This is a genomic window from Thermoplasmata archaeon (assembly GCA_035622275.1).
In the GTDB taxonomy this organism is placed as follows: domain Archaea; phylum Thermoplasmatota; class Thermoplasmata; order Lutacidiplasmatales; family UBA184; genus Lutacidiplasma.
Genome location: DASPVQ010000007.1, coordinates 1 through 25,174 on the forward strand (window position 1 = coordinate 1; position 25,174 = coordinate 25,174).

The following is a 25,174-nucleotide window of genomic DNA, read 5'->3' on the forward strand; positions in this document are numbered from 1 at the left end:
AGTGTCGGAGGGGGGATTTGAACCCCCGACCCCAGGATCTCTCCCGGGCGGCGCGTCGCGCCTCCCGCTATGAGTCCCGTGCTCTACCGGGCTGAGCCACTCCGACAGGGAACGGACGCGCCATATCGCGCCCTTCCGCGCTAGGCGGTGCCCGCGTCCACGCCCGCCGAGGGCACGGAGAGCTCCGGGGGCGCGGGCGCCTCGGCGGGGCTCGCCGGCTCCGCCGACGGGACGTCGTCCGAGATCGTGCCGAGCACCTCCGAGCGCCGGATCTCGATCTTCTTGAGCGGATAGAGGGTCTTGAGACCGTGCGCGAGCACCTTCGACAGCTCGCCCTGCAGCATCTCGCGCACGAACTCTGGGCTCGTGCGGCGCGCGGCCTCCTCGGTGAGGATCGTGACGATCTGATGACGCAGCTCGGCGCGCAGGCGCGTCTGGAGGCGCTGCTCGCCCACGGCGACCGGCTTCAACACGAAGCCGACGCCGTCCTTCGTCGTGACGCGGAAGGAGGTGTCGATCTTCGAGCGCTTGCGCCGCGCGAGCCGGCGCACGAAGTCCGAGGTGAGCTCGTGTCCGATGAACCGCGCCTCGGCGACGCCGTCGCCGCCCAGTCGCTCGATCCGGAAGCGGAGCTTCACGTGGGCCTTCGCGGCGTCCGCCGCTCCGGAGAGTTCCGGCAGGGTGGTCTCGAGCGTCCGGCCGACCACCTGCTCGGGCTCGGTCGCGACGGTCTCGCCGAGCTCGACGTGCTGGAAGATCCCGGGCGCGCGGACCTTGAACCAGTGTTTCGAGCGCCACTTGTCCTTGACCGTGCGCGCCAGCGCCGGCTTCTTGGCCGGCGTCTCCTTTTCCGCCATCGACCGCGCGGCCGCCGAGCGGGGTTCGCTACTTAACCGTGTCGCGCCGCGCCGAGGAGAAATTCCGCCCGCCGGGGGGCCGCGCGGCAAACTACATAACCCGAACCCAGTTGCGCGCGCCGTGGCGACCCCGGGCCTCTCTCCTCCGTCGCCGGGGACGCACGCGAGCGCCCAGCAGCTGCAGCATGCCCGCGCCAGCGTCGAGAGCCCGGGCGAGCGGTTCCGGCGCGAGATCCTGCGTCGCCTCGATGAATTTCGCCAGCAGGGGCTCGACCGGAGCGAGGCGATCCGCGAGCTGTTCCCCCGCACCGTGCTGCCCGCGGGCACCTACGACGACCTGATCACCGCGCTCGTCTCGGGCGCCCACGTCCTGTTCTTCGGTCCCTCGGGCGCGGGGAAGACGAGCCTCGCCCGGGACCTGTGGGGGATCTTCCCGAAGGAGGTGTGGGCGATCGACGGCTGCCCGGTCCTCGACCACCCGCTCAGCGTGGTCGATGCCGCGGTCGCCGCGCGCTACCCCCCGTGCCCGATCTGCGAGCGACGGTTCGCACCGGGAGGCGATCCCGCCCAGTTCCGCCCGGCGGCCGTCGACCCGGCCAAGGTCCCGGCCACGTACGTGACGCTGCGCGAGGGCTTCGGCTACGCCCGGCTCCAGGGCTCGAGCGAGGTGTTCCCGGACCACCTGACGGGCAACATCAACCTGCGCAAGCTCGAGGAGGTCGGGGACCCGATGAGCCCGCTCGTGCTCGAGCCGGGCAAGCTGCTCCAGGCCAACCGTGGCTTCCTGCTCGTCGACGAGATCGGCAAGCTGCCGCTCGGGACGCAGAACGTGCTCCTGCAGGCCTTGCAGGAGGGCACCGTGACGCCCGCGAAGTCGCGCGAGAGCTTCCCGGGGCTGTTCGTCGCGGTCTGCACGTCGAACCTCTCGGACCTCGACAACATCAACGACCCGCTCTCCGACCGCCTGACCAGCCTGCACGTCGGCTACAACGACCGCCACACGGACAACGTCCGGATCGTGGCGCTCGCCCGGGCCGACGAGCCGACCGGCTACCTGCCCGAGATCCTCGTCGACGCGGGGGTCCGGGTGATCGAGGCCTGGCGCCTGCGCATGAGCGAGGACAACCCGGACATCGGCGAGGTGGGATCGAACCGTACCCTGATCGACGTCGCGCAGCGGACCGCGGCGACCGCGCTGCTCGCGGGCCGGCCGCTCGCGACGAACGCCGACCTCAGGTCCGGCCTCGTGCACGCGATGCGCGGGCGCATCCGGGCGCGGAGCGGCGACTCGTTCCGCCAGAACGAGCGACGGGTCGGCGAGTTCATCGACCAGTATCTCGCCCCCGCGCTCAAGCGCAGCGCCGGCGTCTACTGGTGTCGCTTCTACCGCGGGGTCCTCCACGAGAACGGCGCGGACGCCCAGGCGCTGATCGGCGAGGGCCGTCGCCTCAAGGACGACGCCGAGATGCGCGGCCAGCTCGCCGCCGACGGGCCCCTGTTCCCGAAGTTCCGCCCGTTCGTCCGGTACGTCGCCGACCGCGAGCGTCCGCCGGCCTCCCTCGTGCCGAGCGACGTCGCCGTGCACGCCTTCCGTCTGCTCGAGGAGCACTCGCTCTTCACCTGCACGGACGAGGACGACGACGACGCCCCCCTCTAGCGACGCGATCGAGCTGCCCGACTGCTCCGCGTTCACCGACGACGTCCGCTCCGAGGACCTGCTCGACGCGATCGACCGCTCGCGCCTCATCCGGGCGCTCGCCGAGGAAGGCGTCGCCGGCGCCCAGCGGCTCGTGCGCGAGAATGCCGAGAGCGACCAGGAGCTCAAGTCCCGCCTCGCCCGCCTGCGCGAGCGCTTGGCGCAGCAGGCGCGGCGGCGCGTCGCGCGCCTCGTCGGCGACTACGACCGCCGCCTCGACGAGCTCGACGTGCGCTCGCAGCGCAGCGACGACGAGGTCGCCCGACGGATCGCGGAGCTCGAGGGTCGACTGAAGGCGGCGCGGTCGATCGATTGGTCCCGGCTGCCCGCGGACCTCTTCGACGAGGTCCAGACAGCCCTCCTTCTCCCGTCGGCGTCGTGGAACCAGCCCCCGCCGCGGCCCGGGATCTGGGCGAGGATCCGGGCCGCGTTCGCCCGCCTCGCCGCCTGGTTCGCCCGCCTGTTCGGCCGGGGTCGGACGGTCGCGCCGGCCCGCACCGAGCGACGGGTTCCGATCGCGATCGCGACCTCGGAGGGCCGCGCGCTCGGCGCCTCCGAGCTCGGGGAGGCGCTCGCGCACCTCTCCGGGCCCCAGAAGGAGGAGCTGAGCGGCGCGGTCAGCCGACACCTGGCGCAGGAGGAACGCGAACTGGCGCGCGCGGCCGAGGCGAAGCGCCGGGAGGCCGAGCGCCAGCGCCGGCAGCTCGAGGAAGAGCGACGCGAGGCGGCCCGCCGGGCGGAGGCCGAGACGGAGGCGCGGATCCGGGCGGCCGAGGAGGGGCGGGTCGAGCGGGAGCTCAAGGAGCGGGGGTTCGTCGCCGAGCGCGGAGGCGAGCTCGCGGTCACCTACGGCCTCGTGGAGCGCTTCGCGCGGCTCCTCCTCGAGGAGGAGAGCCACCGGCTCCCGGGCGACGTGCGGCTGAGCCTGCGCGGCGGCGCGTCGACCGGGGTCTACGAGAAGGCGCGGCTGTTGCGCGCCGAGGAGGTCGCCCACATCGACCTGCCGAGCTCGCTGCTCGCCGCCCGGCTCGCGGGCCAGCGCCACATCGACGAGTCCACGAGCTACGTCTTCCGGGAGGTGACGAGCGAGCGGGTCCACGTCGTCCTCGCCTTCGACCGCTCGGGCAGCATGGAGGAAGGCGGCAAGCTCGAGGCCGCGAAGAAGGCGCTGCTCGCGCTCTACGTGGCGATCCGGCGGCGCTACCCGGACGCGACCGTGGACGTGTTCGCGTTCGACAACGAGGTCCGGGTGCTCGACCTGGTCGAGCTGTGGGAGTGCGGGGCGGGGGCGTTCACCAACACGGCCGAGGCGCTGCGGGCGGCCCACCTGCTCCTGCAGGCCTCGCGCGCGAGCCGGCGCGAGCTGTACCTGATCACCGACGGGCTGCCCGAAGCGTACACCGACGAGAGCGGCCGGGTCCGCTCGGGGCAGCTCGACGTCGCGATGGAGCACGCCCTCCAGCGCGCCCGGGAGCTATCGACCGTCGCCGCGCTGCGCTCGACGATGATCCTGTTGAAGAGCGAGCACCCGGAGTACGAAACGGCCGCCCGCGCGATCGCGCGGACGATGGGCGGCGAGCTGCTCGTCACGGACCCTGCCCGCCTCGGGGTCGAGCTCCTCGTGCGCTGGGCGCACGGGGTCGAGGTCGAGCGCCGGGTCGCCGCGCCCGCCCCGCCGGCCCCCCCGGCCGCGGCTCCCCCGGCGGGCACCAGGCGCCGTCGCCGCGCCGACCGGCGCATGGGCGGCTGACCCCCTCTGCGCGTGGCGCTCAAAGTTTATCTCCCGACCGGACCGATGCTGCGCCGGTGGACCCCATGTCGGACGGCCGGGACGAGGCCCAGTTCCGCCAGCACCTCGCCGAGATGCGACGCGCGGCGGGCGGGCTCGGACGAGACTTCGCGAGCGAGTTCAGCGAGCTGGACCGGAAGATCGAGCGCTTCGGACATGCGACCTCGCGGGATGCCCGTGACCTCGCGGCCGACATCCAGGAGGACTTCGCGAACCTCGGCCGCCGCATGGATGCCGAGATGCGGGCGCTGCCCCAGCACATCGCGAACGCCGGGATCGCGATCGGCGCCGGCGCCTCGCGCGCGGGCGCCGCGACGCGCGACGCGTTCGTGAGCGCCGGGAAGGCGGCCAAGACCGGGACGAAGAACGCCCTCGCGGCGGCCGCGGGCGTACGCCGCACGCCGATGCGCGAGTGGTCGCCGCCGTCGAGCGACGACAGCGCCCCGCGCGACGGGTAGGCGCGCCGGCTCGATCCGGGGGCGCGGATCGCCCCGCTAGGTGCGCCGGGGCGCGCTCGCCCGCGCGGTCCCCGGCGCCGAATCGCGCCGGGCCGTCCGCTCGGCGCGGACCCGACGCAGCGCCTCCTGCAGGTAGTCGCGATCGACGTCGAACCCGACGAAGCCGACGCCCAGCCGCGCCGCGGCGACCGCCGAGGCGCCGATGCCGACGAACGGGTCGACCGCCCGACGGACCCGGCCGATGCCGTGGAGCTGGAGGCACCAGGCGGGCAGCTCGACCGGGAACGTCGCGGGATGGGGTCGGTCCCGCGCGCGCTCGCGGATCGTGGGGTACGGCAGGAACCAGGTGTTCCCCCGGCAGCGCAGGTCCCCGCGCGACGCGCGCCATCGCTCCACGTTCGACTTGTCCGCGAACGGAACGCCGATCGCGAGCCGATCGATCGGGACGTCGCCGCGGCGGGTGAACTGGAAGATGTACTCGTGGGCCCCGTGCAGGTAGCGGGCGGAGAGGAGCGGCTTGTAGTGTCCCAGGGCGAGGTCGCGCCGAACGCCGCTATCCCGACCCGCGCTCGCCCGGTCGATCGCGATCGACTTCACCCAGTGGATCACGTTCTGCAGGCGAAAGCGCTCGGCGACCGCCCGGGCGACGTCCCACGGCAGCCACGGATCGCTCGGGCGCCCCCCAACGTTCAGGAAGAAGGAGCCCGCGTCCGATAGGACCCGGTCCACCGCGGCCGAGACCGCGCGCAGCCAGTCGATGTACTCCGCCCGGGGCCGGTCGTCGGCGTAGCGACCGTACGGGGCGCCGACGTTGTAGGGGGGGCTCGTGACCACGACGTCCGCGCCGCCGGCCGGGATCCGCCGGGCGAGGCCGCGCACGGCGTCCTCGTTCCACAGCTCGATCGCGCGGCCCCGATCGAGCGCGACGCGCGCGAACGGGACGGAGGACGGGCGCGCCATCGCCGGCGACGAGGCCGGCCCGGCTAAACGCTTATCGCGCGGGCACCGGCGGAGCGGTGGGGGCCGGGGTGCGCCCCTTCGCGAGCTCGGCGCGGGCTTCGGCGAGCGCCTTGTCCGGCTCCTTGTAGTAGAAGGCGACGACGCGCCCGACGTCCCGGTGCGTGAACGGCTTCAGGCGGGTCGCCTGGCTGTCGCGGAAGACGAGGTACTCGAGCAGCTCGACGCGGTTGCGCACCTCGCGCTCCATCTCCTTCATCGAGAGGTTCTTCATCAGCGCGACCCGCTCGTAGACGTAGGAGTGGCCGCTGTAGAGGAACGTGTCGTCCGCCGGGTTCCAGGAGTAGACCGAGTTCGTGATCAGCTCGTTCGTCTCGGGATCGAGCCCGACGATCTCGGTGAGCGACTGCACGCGGCGGGTCATCTTCGTCCCGACCTTGACCTGGCGCTGCAGCAGGACCAGGCTCAGCGCGCTCACGAGCGAGCGGGGCAGCGAGATCGGCGGGTTCTCCATGCGGTGGACCATCGCGCTCACGCTCTCGGCGTGGAAGGTCGTGTAGCAGGTCTTCCCCGTCGCCATCGCCTGGAAGACGATGAACGCCTCGGCCCCGCGGACCTCCCCGACCATGAGGTACTGGGGGCGCTGGCGCAGCGCCGCGGCGAGGAGGTCGAACATGTCGATCTCGCCCGGGGCCTTGCCGCTCGTGATGTTCTTCGCGCCGAAGCCGGCGCGCGTGAGCGACGGCACCCAGTTCTCGTGCGGCAGGTTGAGCTCGCGGGTGTCCTCGATGCTGACGATCTTCATCTGGGGCGGGATGAACAGCAGCGTCGCGTTGAGCGTGGTGGTCTTGCCGCTCGCGGTCCCGCCGCAGACCATCATCGACTGGCCGTTCTCGATAGCGATCCAGAGGTAGGCCATCATCTCCGGGCTCATCGTCTTGAACTTCAGCAGGTCGACCGGCGTGAACGGGTTGTCGCGGAACCGCCGGATCGTGAACGAGCTGCCGCGCTTGGTCACGTGCGTGCCCAGCGTCGCCTGCAGCCGGGAGCCGTCGGGGACGGTCGCGTCCAGGATCGGGCTCGCGACGCTGATGTGCTTGCCCGAGCGCTGGGCGAGCCAGACGACGTAGTCGTCGAGCTCCTTGGCCTCCTTGAACCGGAGGTTCGAGCGGATCGAGCCGTACTTGCGGTGGTAGATGTAGAGCGGGATCCCGACCCCGTCGCAGGAGATGTCCTCGACCTCGGTGTCGGTCATCGGGACGTCGACGATCCCGTAGCCGATGAAGTCCCGTTCCAGGTAGTACAGGATCCGGCCCTTCGTCGTCGGGCCCGGCCCGAGCTCCCACTGCTGGAGCTTGTTGTCGACCATCTTGCGCAGCTCCCGGCGCTTGGTCTCGGGGTCGATCTCGGGCAGGGGCTCGAACTCGTCGATCAGGACCGTGCGCAGGCGCTCGGTGAGGTCCCGCTCGATCGGCGAGAGCGGCGGCTCGATGACCTCGTAGAGGTACTCGCTGCGGACGTTGTGGTAGGTGATGCGCACGTAGGAGAAGCCCGGGCGGATCGGCGCGAGGTCGAGCTCCTTCAGCGCGGGATCGTTGAGCGGGGGGACCGGCGTGACCTCGCCCACGCTGCCCTGGCCGCTGACGCCGAGCCGGGCGAGCTTGACGGGCCGTGGCTCGCTCGAGCCCTTGCGCAACGACGCCCCCAGGCGCAGCCAGCTCGACGAGCTAGCGCGCTTGCGGCCGGTCCCGCCGTCCGTCGCCTCGGTCGCGGTGTCGTCCTCGACCTCGCCCGCCATCGTTGACCTCGTTCAGCCCACGTTGAGGATCGGCACGACGAAGCGCATCAGGGCCCAGCCGACCGCGAGCATCACGGTGGCGTGCTGCATGCCCTCGGAGATGCGGCCGTTGTAGAGAACGCCCGCCATGATCCCGTCGCCGACCGCGTGCACGATCACCGCGACCATGAACGCGAGGAACAGCACGGGCACGAGCGTGAAGCTGAGGCTGATCGCGCCGGCGCCCGAGAGGCTCGAGGTCGAGACCGCCTGGCCCGCCGTGATCATCTGCGGCAGGAAGACCGCCGCCATGATGTAGATCGTGACGAGGAAGACGAAGAACGCGATGTAGATCACCGTCACGTAGGTGAGCATCGAGATCTGGCGCGCCTGGGCCGCGAGCTGGCTCTCGCGGGTGTCGTGGGCGACCATCGTCAGCACGTCCGCGACGTTCCCGCCGGCCTCGTTGGCCCGCGTGACGATCGAGACGACCCGCTGGACGAGCGGGGTCGGCACGCGCTCCTCGAAGAGCCGCAGCGCGGTCGCGACCGGCACGCCCCACTCGAGCTGGCTGGCCATCTTCTTGATCTCGTCGGTGAGCAGGCCGTAGCGCCCGCCGCTCGCCACGACGATCGCGTCCGGCAGCGTCATCCCGAAGCGGCCGGCTTCCGCGACGTCGCGCAGGAAGTCGGGCAGGCGCTCCTCGATCTTGGAGATGCGGCGCATCTTGGCGCTCATCGCGAAGCCGTAGGGCGCGAGCAGGGCGAGCAGGCCGAGGACGAGGAAATCGATCGCCGGGTTGGCCCCGGCCCCCTCGCCGGGCCGGAAGATGATCGTGAGCGTCCCGACGTAGTTGAGCGCCGCCAGCACCCACATCACGATCGCGACGCCGGTGCCCGCGTAGAGGAGCAGCATCTCGCGGCTGAGCGCGGTCTCCTCCGCGGCCGACGCCTCGACCCCGGTGAGCGCCTTCATCCGCCGCACGCTCGCGGTGCCCGTCGCCGCCTGCGTCGCCATCTACACCATCTCCTGCGCCAGCGTGTACATGAAGAAGATGAACCCGAACTGCGAGAGCGGGATCATCGCGCCCACGATCCCCCACAGGACGTCGATCATGAACGTCCCGCCGCCGCCGATCACCGCGAAGATCGCGATGATGATGACGAGGAAGAGCGGGAAGGCGACCACGACCGTCACGAACGTCTCGGCGAGCAGGCCCATCGTCTCGACGCGCTGCAGCTGCGCGAGCTTGTTCTCGCGCTCGTACTGCTCGGCCTTCAACAGGAAGTACGGCTTGAGCTGGCCGCCGCTGGTCGCCGTCGTGACGACGCCCTGCAGGAAGTCCTGGAAGCGCTTGGAGGGACTGCGCTGCGCGCCGTTGCGGATCGCGGTCAGGATGTCGACGCCGAGCAGCTCGGTGTCGCGCGTGATCCAGGCCGCCTCCTCGGCGACCTCGCCGTAGATCTTCTGCCGGCCGAGCTCCTTGAAGATCTGGTCGACGTTCACGTCGGCCGACGCCATCGCGCTGACGAAGCTCATCGCGGGGCTGATCTTCTGGTCGATCTTGCGCCCCCGGGCCTTCGCCGTCGAGCCCGGCGTGCTCGGCATCGCGAAGAACGTGCCGATCGGGGCGAGGAGCGGCAGCGCGATGCCGATGAGCAGCGCGAAGATCAGCTGGCCCGAGAGGTAGAAGAGGAAGCCGACGGCGACGCCGACCACGATCGCGACCGCGGCGACCACGACCGTCGTCGCGTAGACGGTCGCCATGTACTCGTCGGCGCGGATGCGCATGTGCGCCTTGACCAGGTTCTCCTCGAGCGTCGGGTCCGGCGGGTGGGCGAGCACCCGGTTGCGGAAGGTGCGCCAGGCCCAGCGCTGGAACGGCGAGAGCGTCGAGTGCGCCGGCTGCTCGCCCCGCTTGAGGCGCACCGTCCGCGCGGCGGCCTCCGGCGCGTCGGCGTCCCGGGCGGCCACTAGCTCGCCTCCTCCGCGGCCGGCGGCGCCCCGGCCGAGACCCGCTGGAGGACCTCGTTCGGGTCGCGGTAGTACTGCGCGATCGTCCTCCAGAGCTGACGGTAGTCGGTGATCTGGTTCTGGACGAGGTAGCGGATCACCGCGGTCCGCCGCTGGAACTCGGCATCCATCTCGTCCGGCGTGTAGTTCTTGAGTTCCATGATCTTGTCAAAGAGGAACGAGTGGCCCTTGAACACGAAGCCGTCGGTGGACGGGTCCCACTCGTAGACGGTGTTGGTGATCAGCTCGTTCGTCTCGGGCTCGAAGCCGACGATCTCGAGCACCTGCTTGAGCCGACGGACGACGCCCTTGTCGGTACGCGTCTGGATCTGGATGATGACGTTGTTGAGCGCGCTCAGCAGGATGCGGGGCGTGTTGATCGGCGGGTTCTCGAGGCGGTTGACCATCGACTTCACGCTGTCGGCGTGCATCGTCGAGTAGGTCGTGTGGCCCGTGGCCATCGCCTGGAACATCGTGTAGGTCTCCTTGCCGCGGACCTCGCCGACGATGATGTAGTTCGGGCGCTGGCGCAGGGCCGCGCGCACGAGGTCGAACATGTCGACCTCCCCCGCGGCCTTGCCGTCCGGGCCCCGGTCGCCCGTCCCGCTGCGGGTCGCGCCGGGGATCCAGTTCTCGTGCGGCAGGTTGACCTCGCGGGTGTCCTCGATGCTGACGATCTTCGCCGTCGGCGGGATGAACAGCGCGACCGCGTTGAGGGTGCTCGTCTTGCCGGCGGCCGGGCCGCCGCAGATGATCACCGACTCCCCCTGCTCAGCCGCGAGCCAGAAGTAGGCGACCATCTCCTCGTTCGCGCTGCCCATGAGGACGAGGTCGACCGGGGTGAACGGCCGTTCCTTGAACCGCCGGATCGTGAAGCTCGCGCCGCGCGTGGTGACCTCGCGCGCGTACGTCGCCTGGACGCGGTGGCCCTCGGGCGTCGTGCCGTCGAGGATCGGCGCGCTCACGCTGACCGCCTTCGAGCAGCGCTGCCCGAGCATGACGATGAACGAGTTCGTGGACTCCTCGTCGGGGAAGACGACGTTCGTCTTCACCGACTCGTACTTCGAGTGGAAGATGAACAGCGGCACGTCCACGCCGTCGCAGGAGATGTCCTCGACCTCGGGGTCGCGGATCAGCGCGTCGACCGGCCCGTAGCCGACGAAGTCGCGCAGGACGTAGTAGATGATGCGCTCGGTCGAGATCGGGCTCAGCGAGATGCCGCGGCTGGCGAAGTACGCCTCCGCCTCCCCGCGCAGGTAGGCGCGCTTGTCGGCGCCCGAGAGGTTGTTGACCTCGCTCCCGAGGATCATCGCCAGCGTCGCCTTCACGTGCTCGACCAGCTCCTTTTCGCGGGGCGTCAGCTGCGGCTCGATGACCTCGTAGAGGTACTCCTTCGAGCGGTCGTTGTAGCTCACGCGGGAGTAGGAGTACGGCGGGTTCACCGCGCTGATCTCGAGCTCCTTCATCGACGGCTCGGCCAGCGGCGGCATCGCCGTGATGAACGTCCCCGGCACGTCGGTCGGGGTCTCGAGCGGCCGCGCGCCGCCCGCGAGCGGCGGGGCCTCCGCACCGGTCCCGCCGGCGCGGGGGATCTTGACCCGGACGGAATCGCTCGCCACGGCGCTAGGCACCTCCGACCCCGATCCCCATCTGGACGCCGGCCTGATAGAAGACCGCGTAGTTGACGTTGGTCACGGTCAGGATCAGGACCGTCGTCCCCCCGTTGGCGAGGTTGCAACCGGTCCCCTGGGTCGTGTAGTTGCCGACCGCCGTCCCGGGGTAGGCGGGGGCCCACGGCTTGCCCGAGACGGTCCAGGAGTACTGGGCGTGGTCGCCGAGCGGCAGCCCGCTCTGGTTCCAGACCAGGTTGTTGAGCATCGAGCCCCAGGCGCACGGGTTCTGGGTCCCGATCTCGAAGGTGTAGGTGAAGCGCGCGTAGGTGAAGGTGGTCCGGCTGTAGCCGTTGGAGACGATCTGGTTGGAGTAGCGCAGGTGGCTGTAGATCTCCTGCGAGCCCGTTCCGATGACGCTCGTCGAGTTGCCGTAGAGCTGCAGCAGGCTGTCCCAGACGGTGATGTTGCCGGCGATGTTGGTGACGTTCAGGGGCGGCGGGACCGCCATCACCTCGTGGCCCCCGCCCTGGCTCTGGATCACCGCGTCGTCCTCGAAGAAGAACGTCTGCGGCGAGTAGTAGCGGTTCGGCAGCGCGAACTCGAGCACGCCGGTCGGGATCTCGGCGTAGTACGGGCCCGATCCGCCCGGGCCGCTCGAGAGCGTGATGTTGGAGAAGACGCAGTAGTTGGGCGTCTCGGGCTGCCCGACCGGGATCGTGGCGTTCGCGCTCGTCGCGGTGGCGAACCCCTTCGGGCAGATCTGCGGCAGGAACGTCAGCGTGCCCTGCGTCGGCTGGGCGAGGAGCGGCACGGAGTCGGAGCTGATCTGGACGGGCAGCCCGTAGGTCTGCGGCGCCCCGAGGACGTACTGGGAGTCGATCGAGGACTTGAGCAGCCCGAAGCTCGCCGCGGCGTTCGCCGTGAACTGCGCCTCGTTGTCGCTCATCCAGAGCGGCACGTACTGGGTGAGGAAGATGCCGAAGAGCGCGAAGAAGACCAGGAGGGCGAGCAGGGTGCCGATCACCGCGACGACGCCGCGGCGGCTCTCCCGCAGCCGGCGGGCCCGACGGAATCTCCGCCGAGCGGTCGCGCTGCTCGCTCCCCCCATTCGACGAACCGGCCGGTGCCCGAAGGCCCGGGCATCGGGAATTTAGCCCGGTCCGACTATAAATATATGCCCGAACGCGAGCGCGCGCACGAGCGCGTAGGCCGTCGAACCTTTACGCGCGCGTCCCTTCTCGGGACCCGGATGGCGCTCCGCGAGATCTCGCTGACCCTGACCAACCGGCCGGGGGCGCTCGCGGGGGTCGCCCGGATGCTCGCCGCGGAACGGATCAACCTCGCCGCCGTGAGCGTCGACTCGACCGCGGGGCGCGGGCGGGTCCGCCTGATCGTCAGCGCGCCGGAGCGCGCGCTCGAGCTGCTCCAGCGGGCCGGCTTCGAGCCGGAGGTCCGAGAGATGATCGCGGTCCGGCTCGAGGACCGCGCCGGCAGCTTCCTCAAGGTCCTCGAGGTGCTCGCCCGGGCCCGCGTGAACCTGGTGAGCGCGGCGATCCTGGTCGCCCGCGAGGGGAACCAGCCGCTCGTCGCGCTCGGGACGAGCAATCCGGCCCGGGCCCGCACCATACTGGCGCGGGCGGGCTTCGCGAGCGAGATCGCGGAGGGCGTCGTGTCGAACTCCGATCTCCTCGCCGGCGCGGCGAGCGTGCCGGACGAATCGGTCGGCCTTCTGCTGTAGGGCCCGGGCCCGCCCCGACAAACCGTAAGAGCGCCGCGTCCTCCGAGGGGGTCGCGCGGTTGTGGTCTAGTGGTTAGGACGGTAGCTTCCCAAGCTACCTACTCGGGTTCGAATCCCGACAACCGCATCGGGCCGCCGGTCTACCCCGGGCCGAACCAGAACAGGTTCCCATCGGGATCGACGAACTTCGCCTGCCAGCCCCAGGGCAGCTTCTTCGGCGGCATCGGGAAGCGGACGCCCTGGCGCTTCATGCGGGCGCACACCTTGCGGAACGGCTCGTTCGTGAGCAGCAGGATCCCCGTGTTGCCGACCTCGGATCGCGGCGGCTTCTTCCCCGGCCCGGCGACCTCGCACAGGTGCAGCTGGAAGCGGCCGGAACGGTCGCCGACCGTGGTCCAATGCTCGGGCGCGTCTTCGATGACCTTCCAGCCGAGGACCCTGGCATACCACTTCGCGGATCGGCGCCGGTCCTTCACCGCCACCGCCACGGACACGCCCCGGGTCGACATCGCCGTCCCCTCCCGCGCGGGGAGACCCCCCGGCGATTTAGGTGTGCCGGGCACCCATCCGGGGAGGGGGGCGCCCGCGCCGGGGCGGGGGCGGCCCAGTGCGCCGCGGCAGGGACTCCCGGTCGATCGTGGCGGTCGGCCGGTCCCAAGGTCCCGGCTGCCTGACTCGAACAGGCGACCTGAGGATCTCCGCGGGGGCCGCCGGAGGTCCGGCAGTCTCGCCTACAGTCCCCCGCTCTACCACTGAGCTAAGCCGGGACGGCCCGAGGAGCGGTCGTCCCGCTATAAACTTGCTGCGCTGCGAGGACGCGGGGCGCGCCGATGCGGACGCTCGAGCACCGGCGGCACAGCCGCCGGGACCCGGCCGGCATCCACCTCAACGCCGCGGGGATCGCGCTCGCCCGGCGGGTCGCTCGCGATCTGCCGGCCTTTTCCCGCGTGCTGACCTCCCCGAAGCCGCGGGCCGTCGAGACCGCGGAGGCGATGGGCCTGTCCGTCGACGGTCGGCTGCCGGCGCTCGGCGAGATGCCGGACGACGTGGGGCCCGCGGTCGAGGAGATGGGACCGACGGGCTTCGCCTCGTACGTCGAGTTCGTGGAGAGGAGCGAGGCGATGCGCGCGTACGCCGAAGGCCAGGCCGATGCGTGGCGGCGCGAGCTCGAGCGGGTGCCCGAGGGCGGCGCCATGCTCCTGATCTCGCACGGCGGCATCATCGAGTTCGGGGCGGCCGCCGCGGTGCCGGGGCTCGCGCGCGGCTGGGGCCCCCCGCTCGGCTACCTCGAAGGGATCCGCCTCGACTGGGACGGAGCGCGCTGGACGGGGGGCGAGATCGTCCGCGTCGGGCCCGCTCGGGCGCCCGCGGCTAGGGGAGGAGCGCGCGCAGGCGCGCCGTGACGTCCTCGGGGCGGCCGCGGGCATCGAGCGTGCGGAGGAGCCCGCGCTCGCGGTAGTAGAGGAGGAGCGGCGCCGTCTGTTCCGCGTACACCTTCAGTCGCGTCTGCACCGCCGCCGGCAGGTCGTCGGGGCGCTGGACGAGCTCGGCGCCCTCCCGATCGCACCGGCCCGGCACGCGGGGAGGCTGGGAGACGACGTTGTAGACCGACTGGCACGTCGGGCAGACCCGGCGTCCGCTCAGGCGCTCGACCAGCTCCGGGAACGGCAGGTCGAAGGCGATCACCGCGTCCAGGCGCGCGAAATCGGCGAGCTCCGTCGCCTGAGCAACGTTGCGGGGGAACCCGTCGAGGAGGAAGCCGGCGCGGGCGTCGGGCTGGGCGAGCCGTTCCCGCAGTACCCCGAGGACGATCGCGTCCGGGACCAGCGCGCCCGCGTCCATGTGACGCTGCGCATCGCGCCCGACCGGAGTTTGAGCGGCGACCGCGGCGCGCAGCATGTCACCGGTGGACAGGTGCGGGAGTCCGAGCTCCCGCCCGAGGATCGCGGCCTGCGTGCCCTTGCCGGCGCCGGGCGGTCCGAGGAAGACGACCTGCGCCATCGGCGGACCCGAGGGGCGCTCGGGTAAAGGGATTACGACGCGCGGCCCGCGTCCTCGACGCGCGAGCCGACGAAGGCGCGACCGCGCAGCGCGGCCTCGAGGTTGCCCAGATCGCGGCCGTCGACGATCCACAGCGGGATGTTCGCCCGCGCGAGCGTGTCGGCGCCGAGGCGGTCGAAGAGGAAGTTCTGCCCGGCCGCGCCCGACGTCGCGGCGTGCACGCGCTCGCGGAACTCGGGCCAGGAGAGCCGGTCGATCCGGGTCGCCGTCCGATCCTGGCGCGGGTCCCGCTCGTAGAGGCCGTCGACGTCGGTGGCGTTGACCAGGCGGGAGGCCCTCAGGCGGGCGGCCACGAGGGCCGCGACGCCGTCGGTCGTGTGGCCGGGCTCCGTGCCGCCCAGGATCACGGGCGACGCCCGGGCGAGCTCGTGGACGGCCTGGGCGATCGACGCGGGCGGGTGCGCAGGCGTCGGGGGTCCGATGCACGCGGCGAGGAGCCGCGCGTGCAGGCGCGTGACCTCGATCCCGATCTCGTCGAGCTCGACCTCGGTGAGCCCGAGCTCCCGGCCGAGGCCGATGTACACGCGCGCGGTCCGCCCCCCGCCGGTCGTCGCGACGATGGGGAACTCGGCGCCCAGCCGCCGCAAGAGGCCGGCGAGCGCGGTCTGGTACTCCCGGTCGCCGTGGCCGGTGAAGAGAACGGACCCGCCGATCGAGACGACGACCGGTCGCGCGGCGACCGGGGAGCGGGACGGCATCGGCGAGGGGAGGGGGACCGCGGCTTAGGCGTGTCGGCCGATCGGCCCGTGGGGTTGAATAACCGGGCCCGCTGCGGAGGAGCGTGCCCGACGACGCGGAGGCCGCGAAGATCGCCGCCGCGCGGCGGGGTATCGATCTCGTCCGGCCCGGGATGCGCCTCGCCCTCGGGACCGGATCCACGGCCGCCCACGCCGTTCGGGCGCTCGCCGCGCGGTTCCCTCCCGCGCGGATCGACTGCGTCGCGAGCTCGCGGGCGACGGAGGAACTCGCCCGGTCGCTCGGGCTCGGCGTGCGGCCCCTTGGTGACGACGACCGCTTCGACCTGATGATCGACGGCGCGGACGAGGTCAGCCCGGCGGGCGACCTGACGAAGGGCGGGGGCGGCGCGCTCCTGCGCGAGAAGCTGCTCGCGGGCCTGTCGAAGGAGCTCGTCATCCTCGTCGACCCGTCGAAGCTCGTCGTCCACCTGGGCGATCGGGTCCCGATCCCCGTGGAGGTCGTGCCGTTCGCCCGGGGGGCGGTCGCCCAACGCCTCGCGTCGGACGGCTACCGGGTGTCCGCCCGGCGGGGTCGGGACGGCCGGCCCTTCCTTACCGACAACGGCAACGAGATCCTCGACGTCGCACCCGCGCGCCCGATCGACGATCCGGCCGCGACCGCGCGGGCGCTCCGGGCGCCGGTGGGGGTCGTCGAGACCGGGCTGTTCGTCGGCTTCGCGCCGCGCGTGCTCGTCGGCCACCCCGACGGGCGGGTCGAGGAACGACGCGCCGGCGGACCGGCGCGCGCCTAGCGGCGCCCGGCGTCGGCGTTATCCGCCGGAGCGAATGGCGTGGAACGGCGCCGCTCCGCGGGGGCGGGCCGGGGACCATGAAGGGCAAGTTCGTCCAGACCCGGATCGACGATCACGTCGGCTACATCGAGATCGGCAAGCCGAAGGCCAACACCTACGACCTCGAGATGATGCGCGAGCTCGACGCCGCGATCGACGAGTTCCGCTTCGACGAGAGCGCCCGGGTGATCGTGCTCGCGAGCACCCTCCCCGGCTTCTTCAGCGCGGGGGCGGACATCCAGATGCTCAAGCAGAGCACGCCGGATTACAAGGCGATGTTCTGCCTGTTCTGCCAGGAGACCCTGAACAAGCTCGCGGCGACCCCGAAGCTCGTGATCGCCGCCCTCAACGGCCACACGGTCGGCGGCGGGCTCGAGATCGCGCTCGCCTGCGACCTGCGGATGATGGCGAAGGACGGGGGCCAGATCGGACTTCCCGAGGTGACGCTGGGGGTGCTGCCCGGGACCGGCGGTACGCAGCGCCTGCCGCGTCTCATCGGAACGGCCCGGGCGCTCGATTTGATGGTGACGGGCAGGCGCATCTCGCCGGACGAGGCGCTCGCGATCGGCCTCGTGAACTACGTCTATCCGAAGGAGTCGTTCGCCGGCGACGTGCAGGCCTACGCGCGCACGCTCGCCCACGGCCCGTCCCGCGCGGTCAGCCTGATCAAGCGCTCGGTCGCCGAAGGCATCGAGATGCCGCTCGGCGCGGGGCTCGCCCTCGAGCGCGAGCTGCAGAACCGGCTGTTCGTCACCGAGGACGCGAAGGAGGGCCTGAGCGCGTTCACGGAGAAGCGGAGCCCCACCTTTAAGGGACGCTGAACCCTCTAGCGCTCGCGATCATGTCCGGCCCGAACCCCGCCCCCCCGCCCGCCGCCCGCGCCGGCGCCGGAAGCCTGAAGGACGGGGGCACGGTCGTGCCGGTCCGCGAGATCCTCTGGGGCGGTTCCACGGGCGTGCGCAAGTTCGAGAGCGCCGAAGAGCTCGACCACGACATGGCCAAGCTCATCGTCAAGCTGATGGTCGTTCAGGCGGACACCGAGTTCGCCTCGATCCAGCAGCACCGTCCGTGGCTCGACGCCGCGCCGACCCTGGAGGACCGCTGGATCGAGGCGCGGATCGTCGCGGACGAGGCGCGCCACGGGCTCCAGGCGTGTCGGATCCTCCGGGACTTCGGCGAGGCCGGGCAGCGGTACATCGACGAGCTGCTCGCCAAGCGCGAGGGCGAGCACAAGCTCGACGCGTTCAACATGAAGTTCGACGCCTGGTCGGACGTCGGCGCCTTCACCTGCTTCGTCGACCGGGTCGGCGTCTATCAGCTGCGCGCGTTCCAGGAGTGCTCGTACGGGCCGCTCGCCCGCGCGATGCCGCTGATGCTCAGCGAGGAGCAGCTGCACCTCAACTTCGGGGCCAGCGTGCTCCGCCGGATGGTCCAGGACGGCCCGCGCTACGCCGGCTCGAAGGAGGAGGCGCAGGCCGCCGTGGCGAAGTGGTACCCGCGCGCGCTCGACATGTTCGGCCACTCGAACTCCGAGACGAGCCGCCGCGCCATCGAGTGGGGGCTCAAGCGCTGGACGAACGAGGAGGCCCGGGCGCGCTACATCCAGGAGGTCAGCGCGCTCACCCGCTCGATCGGGCTCGAGCTCCCCGCGCCCGACTTCGACCGCCGCGTGCTCTGAGCGCTCGGTCATCGCCGACCCGTCGGGCCCCCGGACCGGCTCGCAGCTCCAGCGTCCGCTCGACGCCCGGGACCTCGCCGAAGGAGCGGCGCAGCCGGTCCACGTGGCGACGGAGCGTGAAGACGTGGACGTGGGCGCCGGCGTCGTGCGTGTAGGCGCCGATCGGGCGGCCGGCGGCCCGGTTCTCGTCCTGGACGCGCGCGAGGACCGCGCGCGAGGTCGCCGTGAGGTAGTCGAGGCTCGGGCGCGTCGTCTCGCAGACCCAGCGGAAGCTGTCGCACTCCTGCATCACGAGCGGGAAGAGCCGCTCCGCGTCGCGCGCCCCGATCGCCGAGCGGATCCGAGCGATCCGGCCCGGCAGCTCGCGCTGGCGCTCGCCGAAGTAGGGGCTCGTCGCGACCGTCGCCTGCATCGCGTCCTGCGAGCGGACCGCCTTGGTCGGAGCCCCGCGGACCAGCACGACGACGTCGCGCAGCTCCGGCCAGTGCGTCGGTCCGAAGAGCGAGCGAGCGTAGCAGTCCTGTCCATCGGCCCGGGCACCGGCCCGCCACTCGACGAACCCGCCGAAGATCGAGCGGGACGCGCTCCCCGAGCCGAAGCGGGCGAGCCGCCCGAGGGACCGGTCGCTGAGCGTTAGGCCCGCCGCGCGCGTCGCGGCGCCCGCGAGCGCGGCGAACCCGCTCGCGCTCGAAGCGAGGCCGCTCGCCGTCGGGAAGTTGTTCTCGGAGCTGACGACGGCATGCGCGCTCGTGCCGGCGAGGGAGCGGACCCGGTCGAGGAACTTCACCACCGCCTCGCGGGGTCCGCCCCCGGCCGGGCGGCCGTTGATCTCCACCTCGTCCGCCTCGAGGCTCGGCTCGAAGGCGACGCGCGTGCGGGAGCGCAACCGGTCGAGGCTCACCGAGATCGACGAGTTGTACGGGAGCGCGAGCGCTCGGTCCCGCACGCCCCAGTACTTCACCAGCGCGATGTTCGGCGGCGCCTCGAACGTCGCCGCGCCCGGACGCGCGCGCGCCATCGGCCGTCGCACGGCCGCGCGCAGTACTTATCCGCGCCGACCCGCTGGGCGCGCCGTGCGGCGTCCGGCGAGGGCCCCCGAGCCGCGGCCGGTGCCCCCCGCGCCGGATCTGCTGCGCGCGGCCCGCCACGGCTTCCATGCGGTCGTCGGCTTCCGCATCGACCCGCGCCATAGCCGACGCGGCGTCGTCACCGTCACGGGCCGCGTCGAGCCCCGGCACCTCAACATCAACGGCGTCGTCCACGGCGGCGTCTACGCGACGATCCTCGACACGGCGATGGGCGCCGCCGTCGTCTCCCTGCTCGGCCCGGGCGAGACCACGGCGACCACGAGCCTCTACGTCGAGTTCCTTCGGGCGGCCCGGGAGGGCGAGACCCTGAGCGCCCGCGGCGAGGTGCTGCGGCGGGGCCGGCACATCGCGTTCGCCGAGGGCAACCTCGTCGGGGACGACGGCCAGCGCTTCAGTCAGGCCCGCGGTACCTGGTACATCTGGTCGCCCGAAGCCCCCCGCCCCCCGGCGGGGCCCGCCCGCTAGCGGCCGAGCGCGCGGAACACCGGGACCGCCCGCTCCAGGATCTCCAGGCGCTCGAGGCCGATCCCGAGGCCGCGGGCACCCTCGGGGAACGGATGGGCCGCGAAGAACCCCCGGACCTCCTCGGCGCGGCCGAGCCCGAGCATCGGGACGGTGAACTCGAGCGCCGGCGACAACAGGCCCGAGCCCCGCAGGAGCTCGTCGACGCGCCCGAGGTGCTCCGCGAGCCACGGCCACAGGACCGGGCGGCCGACCGGGTTCGCGGCGGCGTTGCGCAGCACGAGGTGGAGGAGGCCCCGGTTCACGGCGCCCGAGGCGAGCCGGTCGAGCGACGCGCGCACGAGGTCCGGCTCGCTCGACCAGACGAGCGCCTGCTCGATCGATGCGCGCTCGTCCTCGGAGGTGTCCCGCTCGAGCGCGCGTCGCAGCTCCTGGTAGCCCGGAGCCCCCTCGACGCGCGCGCGGGCCGCGGCGACGGCCGGCTTGAGGTCCGGGTCGAGGCGGTCCCACTCGACGAAGCGCTCGGAGAGCTCGCGCGCGAAGCCGAGGTCGATCCGCATGCGGCCGAAGGAGATGCGCTCGCGCAGGATCCCGGCGCTGTCGGCCTCCCCCGGTCGCCGGTGGGGGCCGAGCCGGGCGAACTGGCTCGAAAAGAACCACCGCGCGAGGTCCTGGACCGGCGCCGAGTCCGGGAAGAACAGCGACAGCGGGCCCAGCGTGCCGGCGAGCACGTCGACGACGAGCCGATCCGGCGACTCGCCCAGCGTGCGGACCGCGCGCTCATAGCTCGCCCAGTCGACGTCCCCCGAGAGCACGAAGGCGCCCAGGTCCTCGAGGAAGGTCCACCGGTCGGCCGGCGGCCGGCCGGGGAGCGCGGCGAGCAGGCGCTCGAACAGCACGGGGTCATAGAGCACTCGGTAGAACCCGACGGCCCCCGGGTTGAGGTGGACCACCGAGTCCGCGGGCACCGGGATCTGGCGCGTGGGCGTGTCGAAGCGGACCCGATCGCGCTTGCCGTCGACCTCGACCACGAGCGGGATCGGCCAGGGCGGCGCCTCGACCGGGCCGTGGTAGCCAAAGCGGCGCTGGGCGATCGCGAGGCCGTGCGCCGACCGATGGGCGGTGATCAGCGGGAGCCCCGGCCGGTCGAGCCACGGGTCCATGAGCGGCCCGATCGGCTCGCCGCTCTCCTCCGAGAGCGCGGCCCACAGGTCGCTCGTGCGCGCGTTGGCGTAGCGGAACCGCTCGAGGTAGCGCGCGACGCCGCGCCGGAAGACGTCCTCGCCGAGGTACGACTCGAGCATCGCGATCAGCGTCGCGCCCTTGCCGTAGCTGATCTCGTCGAAGATCTGGGCGATCTCCTCCGGCCGCTCGACGACCGCGCGCACCGGGTGCGTCGCGTTGAGCGAGTCCGCGTCGAGCGCCGCCCCGGTGCCCGCGACGCGCAGGAAGAAGTCCGAGCCGGTGTCGAGGCCCGGCTCGAGCCGCTCGGAGATCTTGGTCTCGAGGAACGAGGCGAGGCTCTCGCTCAGCCAGATGTCGGTCCAGCTGGACATCGTCACGAGGTTGCCGAACCACATGTGCGCGACCTCGTGGGCGATCGTCTCGAGCACGTCCCGGCGGGCGAACGAGCGGGTCGACGCGTCGAGGAGGAGCCGCGTGTCCCGGAACGTGATCGCGCCCCAGTTCTCCATCGCGCCGAAGCTCGTCTCCGAGATGCAGACGAGGTCGAGCTTGGGCAGCGGGTAGGGGATGCCGTAGTACGACTCGTAGGCGGCGAGGACGCGGGGGGTGGTCGACAGCCCGTAGCGGCCCATCTCCGCCTGGCCGGGGGGGGCGAAGACCCGGAAGCGGACCCGCCCGCTCGTGTCCTCGAGCAGGTCAAACCGGCCGATCCCGAGGTAGAAGAGGTACGTCGCCATCGACGGCGTCGGGTAGAAGGTCCACTCGCGCCGGCCCTCGACCGTGCGGGTCGAGCGTTCCATCGTGTTCGAGACGACGAGCAGCTCGGGTTCGGTGCGCACCTTCAGCAGGATCCGGCTCTTGCGGTCCGGCCGGTCGAGGCAGGGGAAGATCCGTCGCGCGCCGATCGGCTCGCACTGGGTCGTCAGCACGTACCGATCGCCCTGGCGCGAGCGGTAGAGGCCGAGGAGGCCGGTCTCGAGGACCCGGCCCCGGAAGCTCACCCGGACCGGGCCGGCCCCGAGCGCCGGGAGCTCGAGCCGGTGGGCGCCCGCGTCGCGCCGGAAGTCCACCGACGCCCCCCCGCTCCGCACCTCCGTGATCTCGATCCCGTCGGCGTCGAGGGCGAACGGGGCCGCGCCGTCCGGCAGATCGAACTCGACCGCCCCGTTCCAGGCGAGTCCCGCGAAGTCGACGTCGAGGTCGAGGCGGTACTCGGGAACGAAGGGGGGTTCCCCCGAATCCAACTTGTTCCACCTACCCCGAGAGAGCTAGGACGACCGGTCGGTCGAGATGAACCTTTGGACCGCGCGCGTCGCGGCGCCGCCTCCGTGCCAAGGTTAAATATCGCGCATCGGTCGCACCCTTCGGCTGACGGCCAAAGCGGCGGGGAAACACCCGGTCCCATTCCGAACCCGGCAGTTAAGCCCGCTGGCGTTCCGCGCGGTACTGAAGTGCGCGAGCCTACGGGAAACGCGGAAAGCTGTCAGCCTCCCTCTCCGGTCGAGGAAGACGCGTCCGGAGCTCCTGCCATCGCCTCGAGCCGGCGCAGCGTGTTCCAGTTGCGCGCCGTCCCCCGGACGCCGAGGCCCGTCTCGATGCGCTCGAGCGTGAGGTGCGAGCGCCCGATCCCCGCGGGGTACGTCACGTAGGCGTGAGCCCCGATCGCCCCCAGCGCCTCCGGACCGGCGAGGCTCGCGGCGAACCGGGCCGCGACCGCCGCGGGAGGCGCCGACTTGAGGAAGACGACCAAGAGGTGGGACGGATCGCGCGCGGCGAACTCCGCAAACGGGTTCCGGGCGCGGATCCCGGGGAGCTCTTCCGCGCCGCGCACCACGACCGGCGCATCGAGGCCGAGGCCCGCACGGCACGCCGCCTCGAGCCGGGACTCGAGCTCGCGGGGCGCGAGGGCGTCCGCGCGGAAGACGAGGTTGCCGGTGCGAAGGAGCGAGCGGACGTCGGCGAAGCCGCAGCGCGTGGCGACCGCGCGCAGCTGCGCCATGTCGAGAAGACGGCCGCCGACGTTGACCGCCCGCCAGAGCGCGACGAAGGTGGGCATCGGTCCTCGCGCGCTCCCCCGCCGCGGCCCCGATCCGCCGGCGCGCTAGGCGCCCCGGCTCGCCCGGGGGCGCTCGGCCGCCGCCGCGACCCCGGGGGCCTCGACGCTCGCCGGGCGGTCCTTCGCGACGAAGTCGCCGAGCGACGGTCGCGTGGCGAGCGCGTACCACGGTGCGAGGATGTCGATGAGCGCGCCGACGAGGGCGTGCGCCAGGAAGCGGCCGCGCGAGATCGAGCGGGGCAGGTACTCGCGGTGGAGCCGGTACCCCTCGAGGTAGCCGGTCGCCATCGAGACCCACACGAACCCCGTGAAGATCCCCGTGACGATGAGCAGCGGGCCGTAGCGGAACTGTAGGCTCAACGCGAGGACCAGGGTCGACGGCAGCGCGCTGAACCAGGTGAGGGCGGAGTAGAGCAGCGTGAGCCGACGGCGGGCCGGCAGCTCGCGCGAGCGATGGAGCGCGAAGAGGATCCCGTGGACCCAGCGGCGGCGCTGGCGGAGTTGGTCGGCCAGCGAGAACGCCCCCTTCTCGTAGGCGAAGCCCTTGAGCACCCCGAAGACGGCGCCGAAGCGGGCGCGCGCCCGGATCTCGAACGTGAGGTCCTCGGCGGGCGCGTAGCCGACCGCGTCCCATCCGACCTCGTCCTCGACGTCCGAGCGGATGAGGATGTGCGAGCCGTGGAAGCCGGCGGTCGGGTTGGCGGGCAGGGTCATCGAGTCGAGGACGCGAAAGTCATCGTAGGTGCGCGTCAGCTCCTGGATGTGGCTCGGGGTCCCGGCCCAGTCGATCGGGTAGAGGATCACGCCGACGCCGACCTTTAGCCGGTCCTGCTGGACGAAGTCGGAGATCCCGAGGAGGGTATCCTGGCCGACGCACGTCTCCTCGTCCTGGTGGTACACCCAGGTGGCCGGGCCCGAGAGGCCCAGCGCCTGGCGGCGCTCGACGGCGAACTGGAGCGCGCGGGCCTTGCCCGACGTGCCGAGCGGCGTCGCGTAGCTACGGGGCACGACCAGGATCCGCACGCCGTCGCGGCGCAGCGCCTCATAGACGGCCGGGGACGTCGCGTAGCCCTCGGGCTCGACGACCAGCCACACCTCGATCCGGTAGGCGAGCCGGGCCGTGTGGCGCGCCCAGTAGAGGACGGAGCGGGCGCTCTCCTCGAGCGCGCCGACGTTCTTCCCGATCGCGGTGATCTGGAAGAGGACCGTGGTCGACCTCACGGCTCCCCCGTCGCCACGTTGAGGTGGTTGCGGCGCAGGACCCGCTGGGTCGCGAGGAACGACACGACGAAGAACGGCACGGGGACGAGCCAGACGCCCGGGAGCGCCGCCAGCCAGATCGGCGGGGTCGGTTCGCGTGCGATGATCGACAGCGCCACGAGAACGCCGCTGATGCCGGCCGCGATGGCGACCGTCCAGGCCACGATCGCCCGGCGGCGCGCCTTCAGGTCGTCGATCGTCCGATTGTAGCGCTCGGCGGTGAAATTACCGTACTGCGCGGCGGTCGGAGCGCGGACGCTCGCGGGCCCGCGGCGCGCGTCGGTCGCGCTCGCGGCAAGACCCGGCGAGTCCGCCGGGTCCGGCGTCGGGCCACGGTGGAGGAAATCGATCTCGCGCGCGGCCTTTCCGAGCTCCGCCTCGAGCCGTTCGGCGGCCTGGTGGAGGTCGTGCCAGCGCTCGTCCATCTCCCGCAAGCCCTCGCCGATCTCGCTCACCGAGGCGCTTGCGTAGTCGATCCGCTGGGCGAGGTACGGGCTCACGTCCCCCGCCGGAGTCGTCCCGGCCGCCGAGCCGGGCGCGGGCGTTCGGCCGCCGTCCTGCGCCGTCGGAACCGGTGCGGTGGGCGAGGCCTTCCCCGTGGCGCCGGGGCCCCGTCGGGGTCGAAGCTCCTCGTCCATCTCGGCGATCTGCGCGAGGACCTCGCTCGGGTCCGCCCAGGCGATCGCGTCGGGGGCGCTCGCAGGCGGTGCCTCGTCGATGGGGGGCTCCGCGCGACGTGGGGGAGCGCGCGTGCGAGACGCCTTCTCCGTCGTCACCATCACGTCCCGCGCCGGTTCGATGCCGTTCATCGGAAGCGGAGGTCCCGGAACCTCCTCGTCGGCCCGATGCCCGTGCACTTGAGCATTCTCGCGGTTTGGGGAACTTAATACTTTGCGCGGTTCCGCCGCGGGGCCGTCGTCGCGGCGGCCCCGGCGAGACGATCGACCGCGGCCGCCGA

The 25,174-nt window shown here is 72.2% G+C and carries 24 protein-coding genes, 3 tRNA genes and 1 rRNA gene; 11 read left to right on the forward strand and 17 right to left on the reverse strand.

Annotated elements, in window-relative coordinates; genetic code table 11:
- Positions 1–2 precede the first annotated feature (2 nt).
- Positions 3–106 (reverse strand) — tRNA-Met (locus VEL82_02340).
- Positions 107–140: 34 nt separating this feature from the next.
- On the reverse strand, positions 141–857 hold the full coding sequence (locus VEL82_02345; protein HXW66708.1) for a 30S ribosomal protein S3ae: 717 nt from the start codon (positions 855–857) through the stop codon (positions 141–143).
- Between the two features lie 121 nt (positions 858–978).
- On the opposite strand from VEL82_02345, the gene VEL82_02350 reads away from it, so the two are divergent.
- From VEL82_02350 to VEL82_02360, 3 genes are all read left to right on the forward strand, one after another.
- Positions 979–2,514, forward strand: coding sequence for a sigma 54-interacting transcriptional regulator (locus tag VEL82_02350; GenBank protein HXW66709.1), 1,536 nt, complete (start codon positions 979–981; stop codon positions 2,512–2,514).
- 133 nt (positions 2,515–2,647) lie between these two features.
- On the forward strand, positions 2,648–4,303 hold the full coding sequence (locus VEL82_02355) for a hypothetical protein (protein ID HXW66710.1): 1,656 nt from the start codon (positions 2,648–2,650) through the stop codon (positions 4,301–4,303).
- Positions 4,304–4,359: 56 nt separating this feature from the next.
- The gene (locus VEL82_02360) at positions 4,360–4,800 is read left to right on the forward strand and encodes a hypothetical protein (protein ID HXW66711.1); all 441 of its coding nucleotides are present in this window, start codon (positions 4,360–4,362) and stop codon (positions 4,798–4,800) included.
- A 36-nt stretch (positions 4,801–4,836) separates the two neighbouring features.
- On the opposite strand, the gene VEL82_02365 is transcribed toward VEL82_02360, so the two are convergent.
- From VEL82_02365 to VEL82_02390, 6 genes are read right to left on the reverse strand one after another with little or no spacing between them, the layout of a single operon-like run.
- Positions 4,837–5,760 (reverse strand): site-specific DNA-methyltransferase, encoded by a 924-nt coding sequence (locus tag VEL82_02365; GenBank protein ID HXW66712.1) that lies wholly within the window; start codon positions 5,758–5,760, stop codon positions 4,837–4,839.
- 31 nt (positions 5,761–5,791) lie between these two features.
- Positions 5,792–7,555 carry a type II/IV secretion system ATPase subunit gene (locus tag VEL82_02370; protein HXW66713.1) on the reverse strand — a complete coding sequence of 588 codons (1,764 nt, stop codon included), beginning with the start codon at positions 7,553–7,555 and terminating at the stop codon, positions 5,792–5,794.
- Positions 7,556–7,567: 12 nt separating this feature from the next.
- Positions 7,568–8,551 (reverse strand): type II secretion system F family protein, encoded by a 984-nt coding sequence (locus tag VEL82_02375; protein ID HXW66714.1) that lies wholly within the window; start codon positions 8,549–8,551, stop codon positions 7,568–7,570.
- Positions 8,552–9,508 carry a type II secretion system F family protein gene (locus tag VEL82_02380; protein ID HXW66715.1) on the reverse strand — a complete coding sequence of 319 codons (957 nt, stop codon included), beginning with the start codon at positions 9,506–9,508 and terminating at the stop codon, positions 8,552–8,554.
- A complete protein-coding gene (locus VEL82_02385; GenBank protein HXW66716.1) occupies positions 9,508–11,166 on the reverse strand; it encodes a type II/IV secretion system ATPase subunit in 1,659 nt (552 codons plus the stop codon). Before VEL82_02385 ends, VEL82_02380 begins: the two co-directional genes overlap by 1 nt.
- A gap of 4 nt (positions 11,167–11,170) precedes the next feature.
- Positions 11,171–12,268, reverse strand: a complete 1,098-nt coding sequence (locus tag VEL82_02390) for a hypothetical protein (protein HXW66717.1) — start codon at positions 12,266–12,268, stop codon at positions 11,171–11,173.
- Positions 12,269–12,409: 141 nt separating this feature from the next.
- Here VEL82_02390 and VEL82_02395 point away from each other — a divergent pair, with 141 nt between their 5' ends.
- Positions 12,410–12,898, forward strand: coding sequence for an ACT domain-containing protein (locus VEL82_02395; GenBank protein HXW66718.1), 489 nt, complete (start codon positions 12,410–12,412; stop codon positions 12,896–12,898).
- 55 nt (positions 12,899–12,953) lie between these two features.
- Positions 12,954–13,025, forward strand: a tRNA-Gly gene (locus tag VEL82_02400).
- Positions 13,026–13,038: 13 nt separating this feature from the next.
- Here the strand turns inward: VEL82_02400 and VEL82_02405 are convergent.
- On the reverse strand, positions 13,039–13,407 hold the full coding sequence (locus tag VEL82_02405) for a VOC family protein (GenBank protein ID HXW66719.1): 369 nt from the start codon (positions 13,405–13,407) through the stop codon (positions 13,039–13,041).
- 151 nt (positions 13,408–13,558) lie between these two features.
- Positions 13,559–13,665: transfer RNA gene (locus VEL82_02410), tRNA-Tyr, on the reverse strand.
- Positions 13,666–13,728: 63 nt separating this feature from the next.
- On the opposite strand from VEL82_02410, the gene VEL82_02415 reads away from it, so the two are divergent.
- Positions 13,729–14,301: a histidine phosphatase family protein gene (locus VEL82_02415; GenBank protein ID HXW66720.1), complete on the forward strand. Its 573-nt coding sequence runs from the start codon at positions 13,729–13,731 to the stop codon at positions 14,299–14,301.
- Here VEL82_02415 and VEL82_02420 read toward each other — a convergent pair.
- Together VEL82_02420 and pyrH are read right to left on the reverse strand one after the other, a co-directional pair.
- Positions 14,270–14,899: an adenylate kinase gene (locus VEL82_02420; protein HXW66721.1), complete on the reverse strand. Its 630-nt coding sequence runs from the start codon at positions 14,897–14,899 to the stop codon at positions 14,270–14,272. The genes VEL82_02415 and VEL82_02420 overlap by 32 nt on opposite strands.
- A 32-nt stretch (positions 14,900–14,931) precedes the next feature.
- The gene (pyrH, locus tag VEL82_02425; protein HXW66722.1) at positions 14,932–15,657 is read right to left on the reverse strand and encodes a UMP kinase; all 726 of its coding nucleotides are present in this window, start codon (positions 15,655–15,657) and stop codon (positions 14,932–14,934) included.
- An 83-nt stretch (positions 15,658–15,740) separates the two neighbouring features.
- On the opposite strand from pyrH, the gene rpiA reads away from it, so the two are divergent.
- From rpiA to VEL82_02440, 3 genes are all read left to right on the forward strand, one after another.
- On the forward strand, positions 15,741–16,448 hold the full coding sequence (gene rpiA, locus VEL82_02430; GenBank protein HXW66723.1) for a ribose-5-phosphate isomerase RpiA: 708 nt from the start codon (positions 15,741–15,743) through the stop codon (positions 16,446–16,448).
- A gap of 77 nt (positions 16,449–16,525) precedes the next feature.
- On the forward strand, positions 16,526–17,308 hold the full coding sequence (locus VEL82_02435; protein HXW66724.1) for an enoyl-CoA hydratase/isomerase family protein: 783 nt from the start codon (positions 16,526–16,528) through the stop codon (positions 17,306–17,308).
- A gap of 20 nt (positions 17,309–17,328) precedes the next feature.
- Positions 17,329–18,165, forward strand: coding sequence for a Phenylacetic acid catabolic protein (locus VEL82_02440; protein ID HXW66725.1), 837 nt, complete (start codon positions 17,329–17,331; stop codon positions 18,163–18,165).
- Here the strand turns inward: VEL82_02440 and mvaD are convergent.
- The gene (mvaD, locus tag VEL82_02445; protein ID HXW66726.1) at positions 18,107–19,183 is read right to left on the reverse strand and encodes a diphosphomevalonate decarboxylase; all 1,077 of its coding nucleotides are present in this window, start codon (positions 19,181–19,183) and stop codon (positions 18,107–18,109) included. The two genes, VEL82_02440 and mvaD, sit on opposite strands and share 59 nt — an antisense overlap.
- A 91-nt stretch (positions 19,184–19,274) precedes the next feature.
- On the opposite strand from mvaD, the gene VEL82_02450 reads away from it, so the two are divergent.
- Entirely contained in the window at positions 19,275–19,718 is a 444-nt protein-coding gene (locus VEL82_02450) for a PaaI family thioesterase (GenBank protein HXW66727.1), read from the forward strand.
- Here the strand turns inward: VEL82_02450 and VEL82_02455 are convergent.
- The gene (locus tag VEL82_02455; protein ID HXW66728.1) at positions 19,715–22,144 is read right to left on the reverse strand and encodes a M1 family metallopeptidase; all 2,430 of its coding nucleotides are present in this window, start codon (positions 22,142–22,144) and stop codon (positions 19,715–19,717) included. The two genes, VEL82_02450 and VEL82_02455, sit on opposite strands and share 4 nt — an antisense overlap.
- A 123-nt stretch (positions 22,145–22,267) precedes the next feature.
- On the opposite strand from VEL82_02455, the gene rrf reads away from it, so the two are divergent.
- Positions 22,268–22,389, forward strand: a 5S ribosomal RNA gene (gene rrf, locus VEL82_02460).
- Here the strand turns inward: rrf and VEL82_02465 are convergent.
- The 3 genes from VEL82_02465 to VEL82_02475 are packed head-to-tail and all read right to left on the reverse strand — an operon-like array spanning position 22,384 to position 25,025.
- Positions 22,384–22,956 (reverse strand): DUF1697 domain-containing protein, encoded by a 573-nt coding sequence (locus VEL82_02465; protein ID HXW66729.1) that lies wholly within the window; start codon positions 22,954–22,956, stop codon positions 22,384–22,386. The two genes, rrf and VEL82_02465, sit on opposite strands and share 6 nt — an antisense overlap.
- A 45-nt stretch (positions 22,957–23,001) precedes the next feature.
- Positions 23,002–24,177 carry a glycosyltransferase family 2 protein gene (locus VEL82_02470; GenBank protein HXW66730.1) on the reverse strand — a complete coding sequence of 392 codons (1,176 nt, stop codon included), beginning with the start codon at positions 24,175–24,177 and terminating at the stop codon, positions 23,002–23,004.
- The gene (locus VEL82_02475) at positions 24,174–25,025 is read right to left on the reverse strand and encodes a hypothetical protein (protein HXW66731.1); all 852 of its coding nucleotides are present in this window, start codon (positions 25,023–25,025) and stop codon (positions 24,174–24,176) included. Before VEL82_02475 ends, VEL82_02470 begins: the two co-directional genes overlap by 4 nt.
- Positions 25,026–25,174 lie beyond the last annotated feature (149 nt).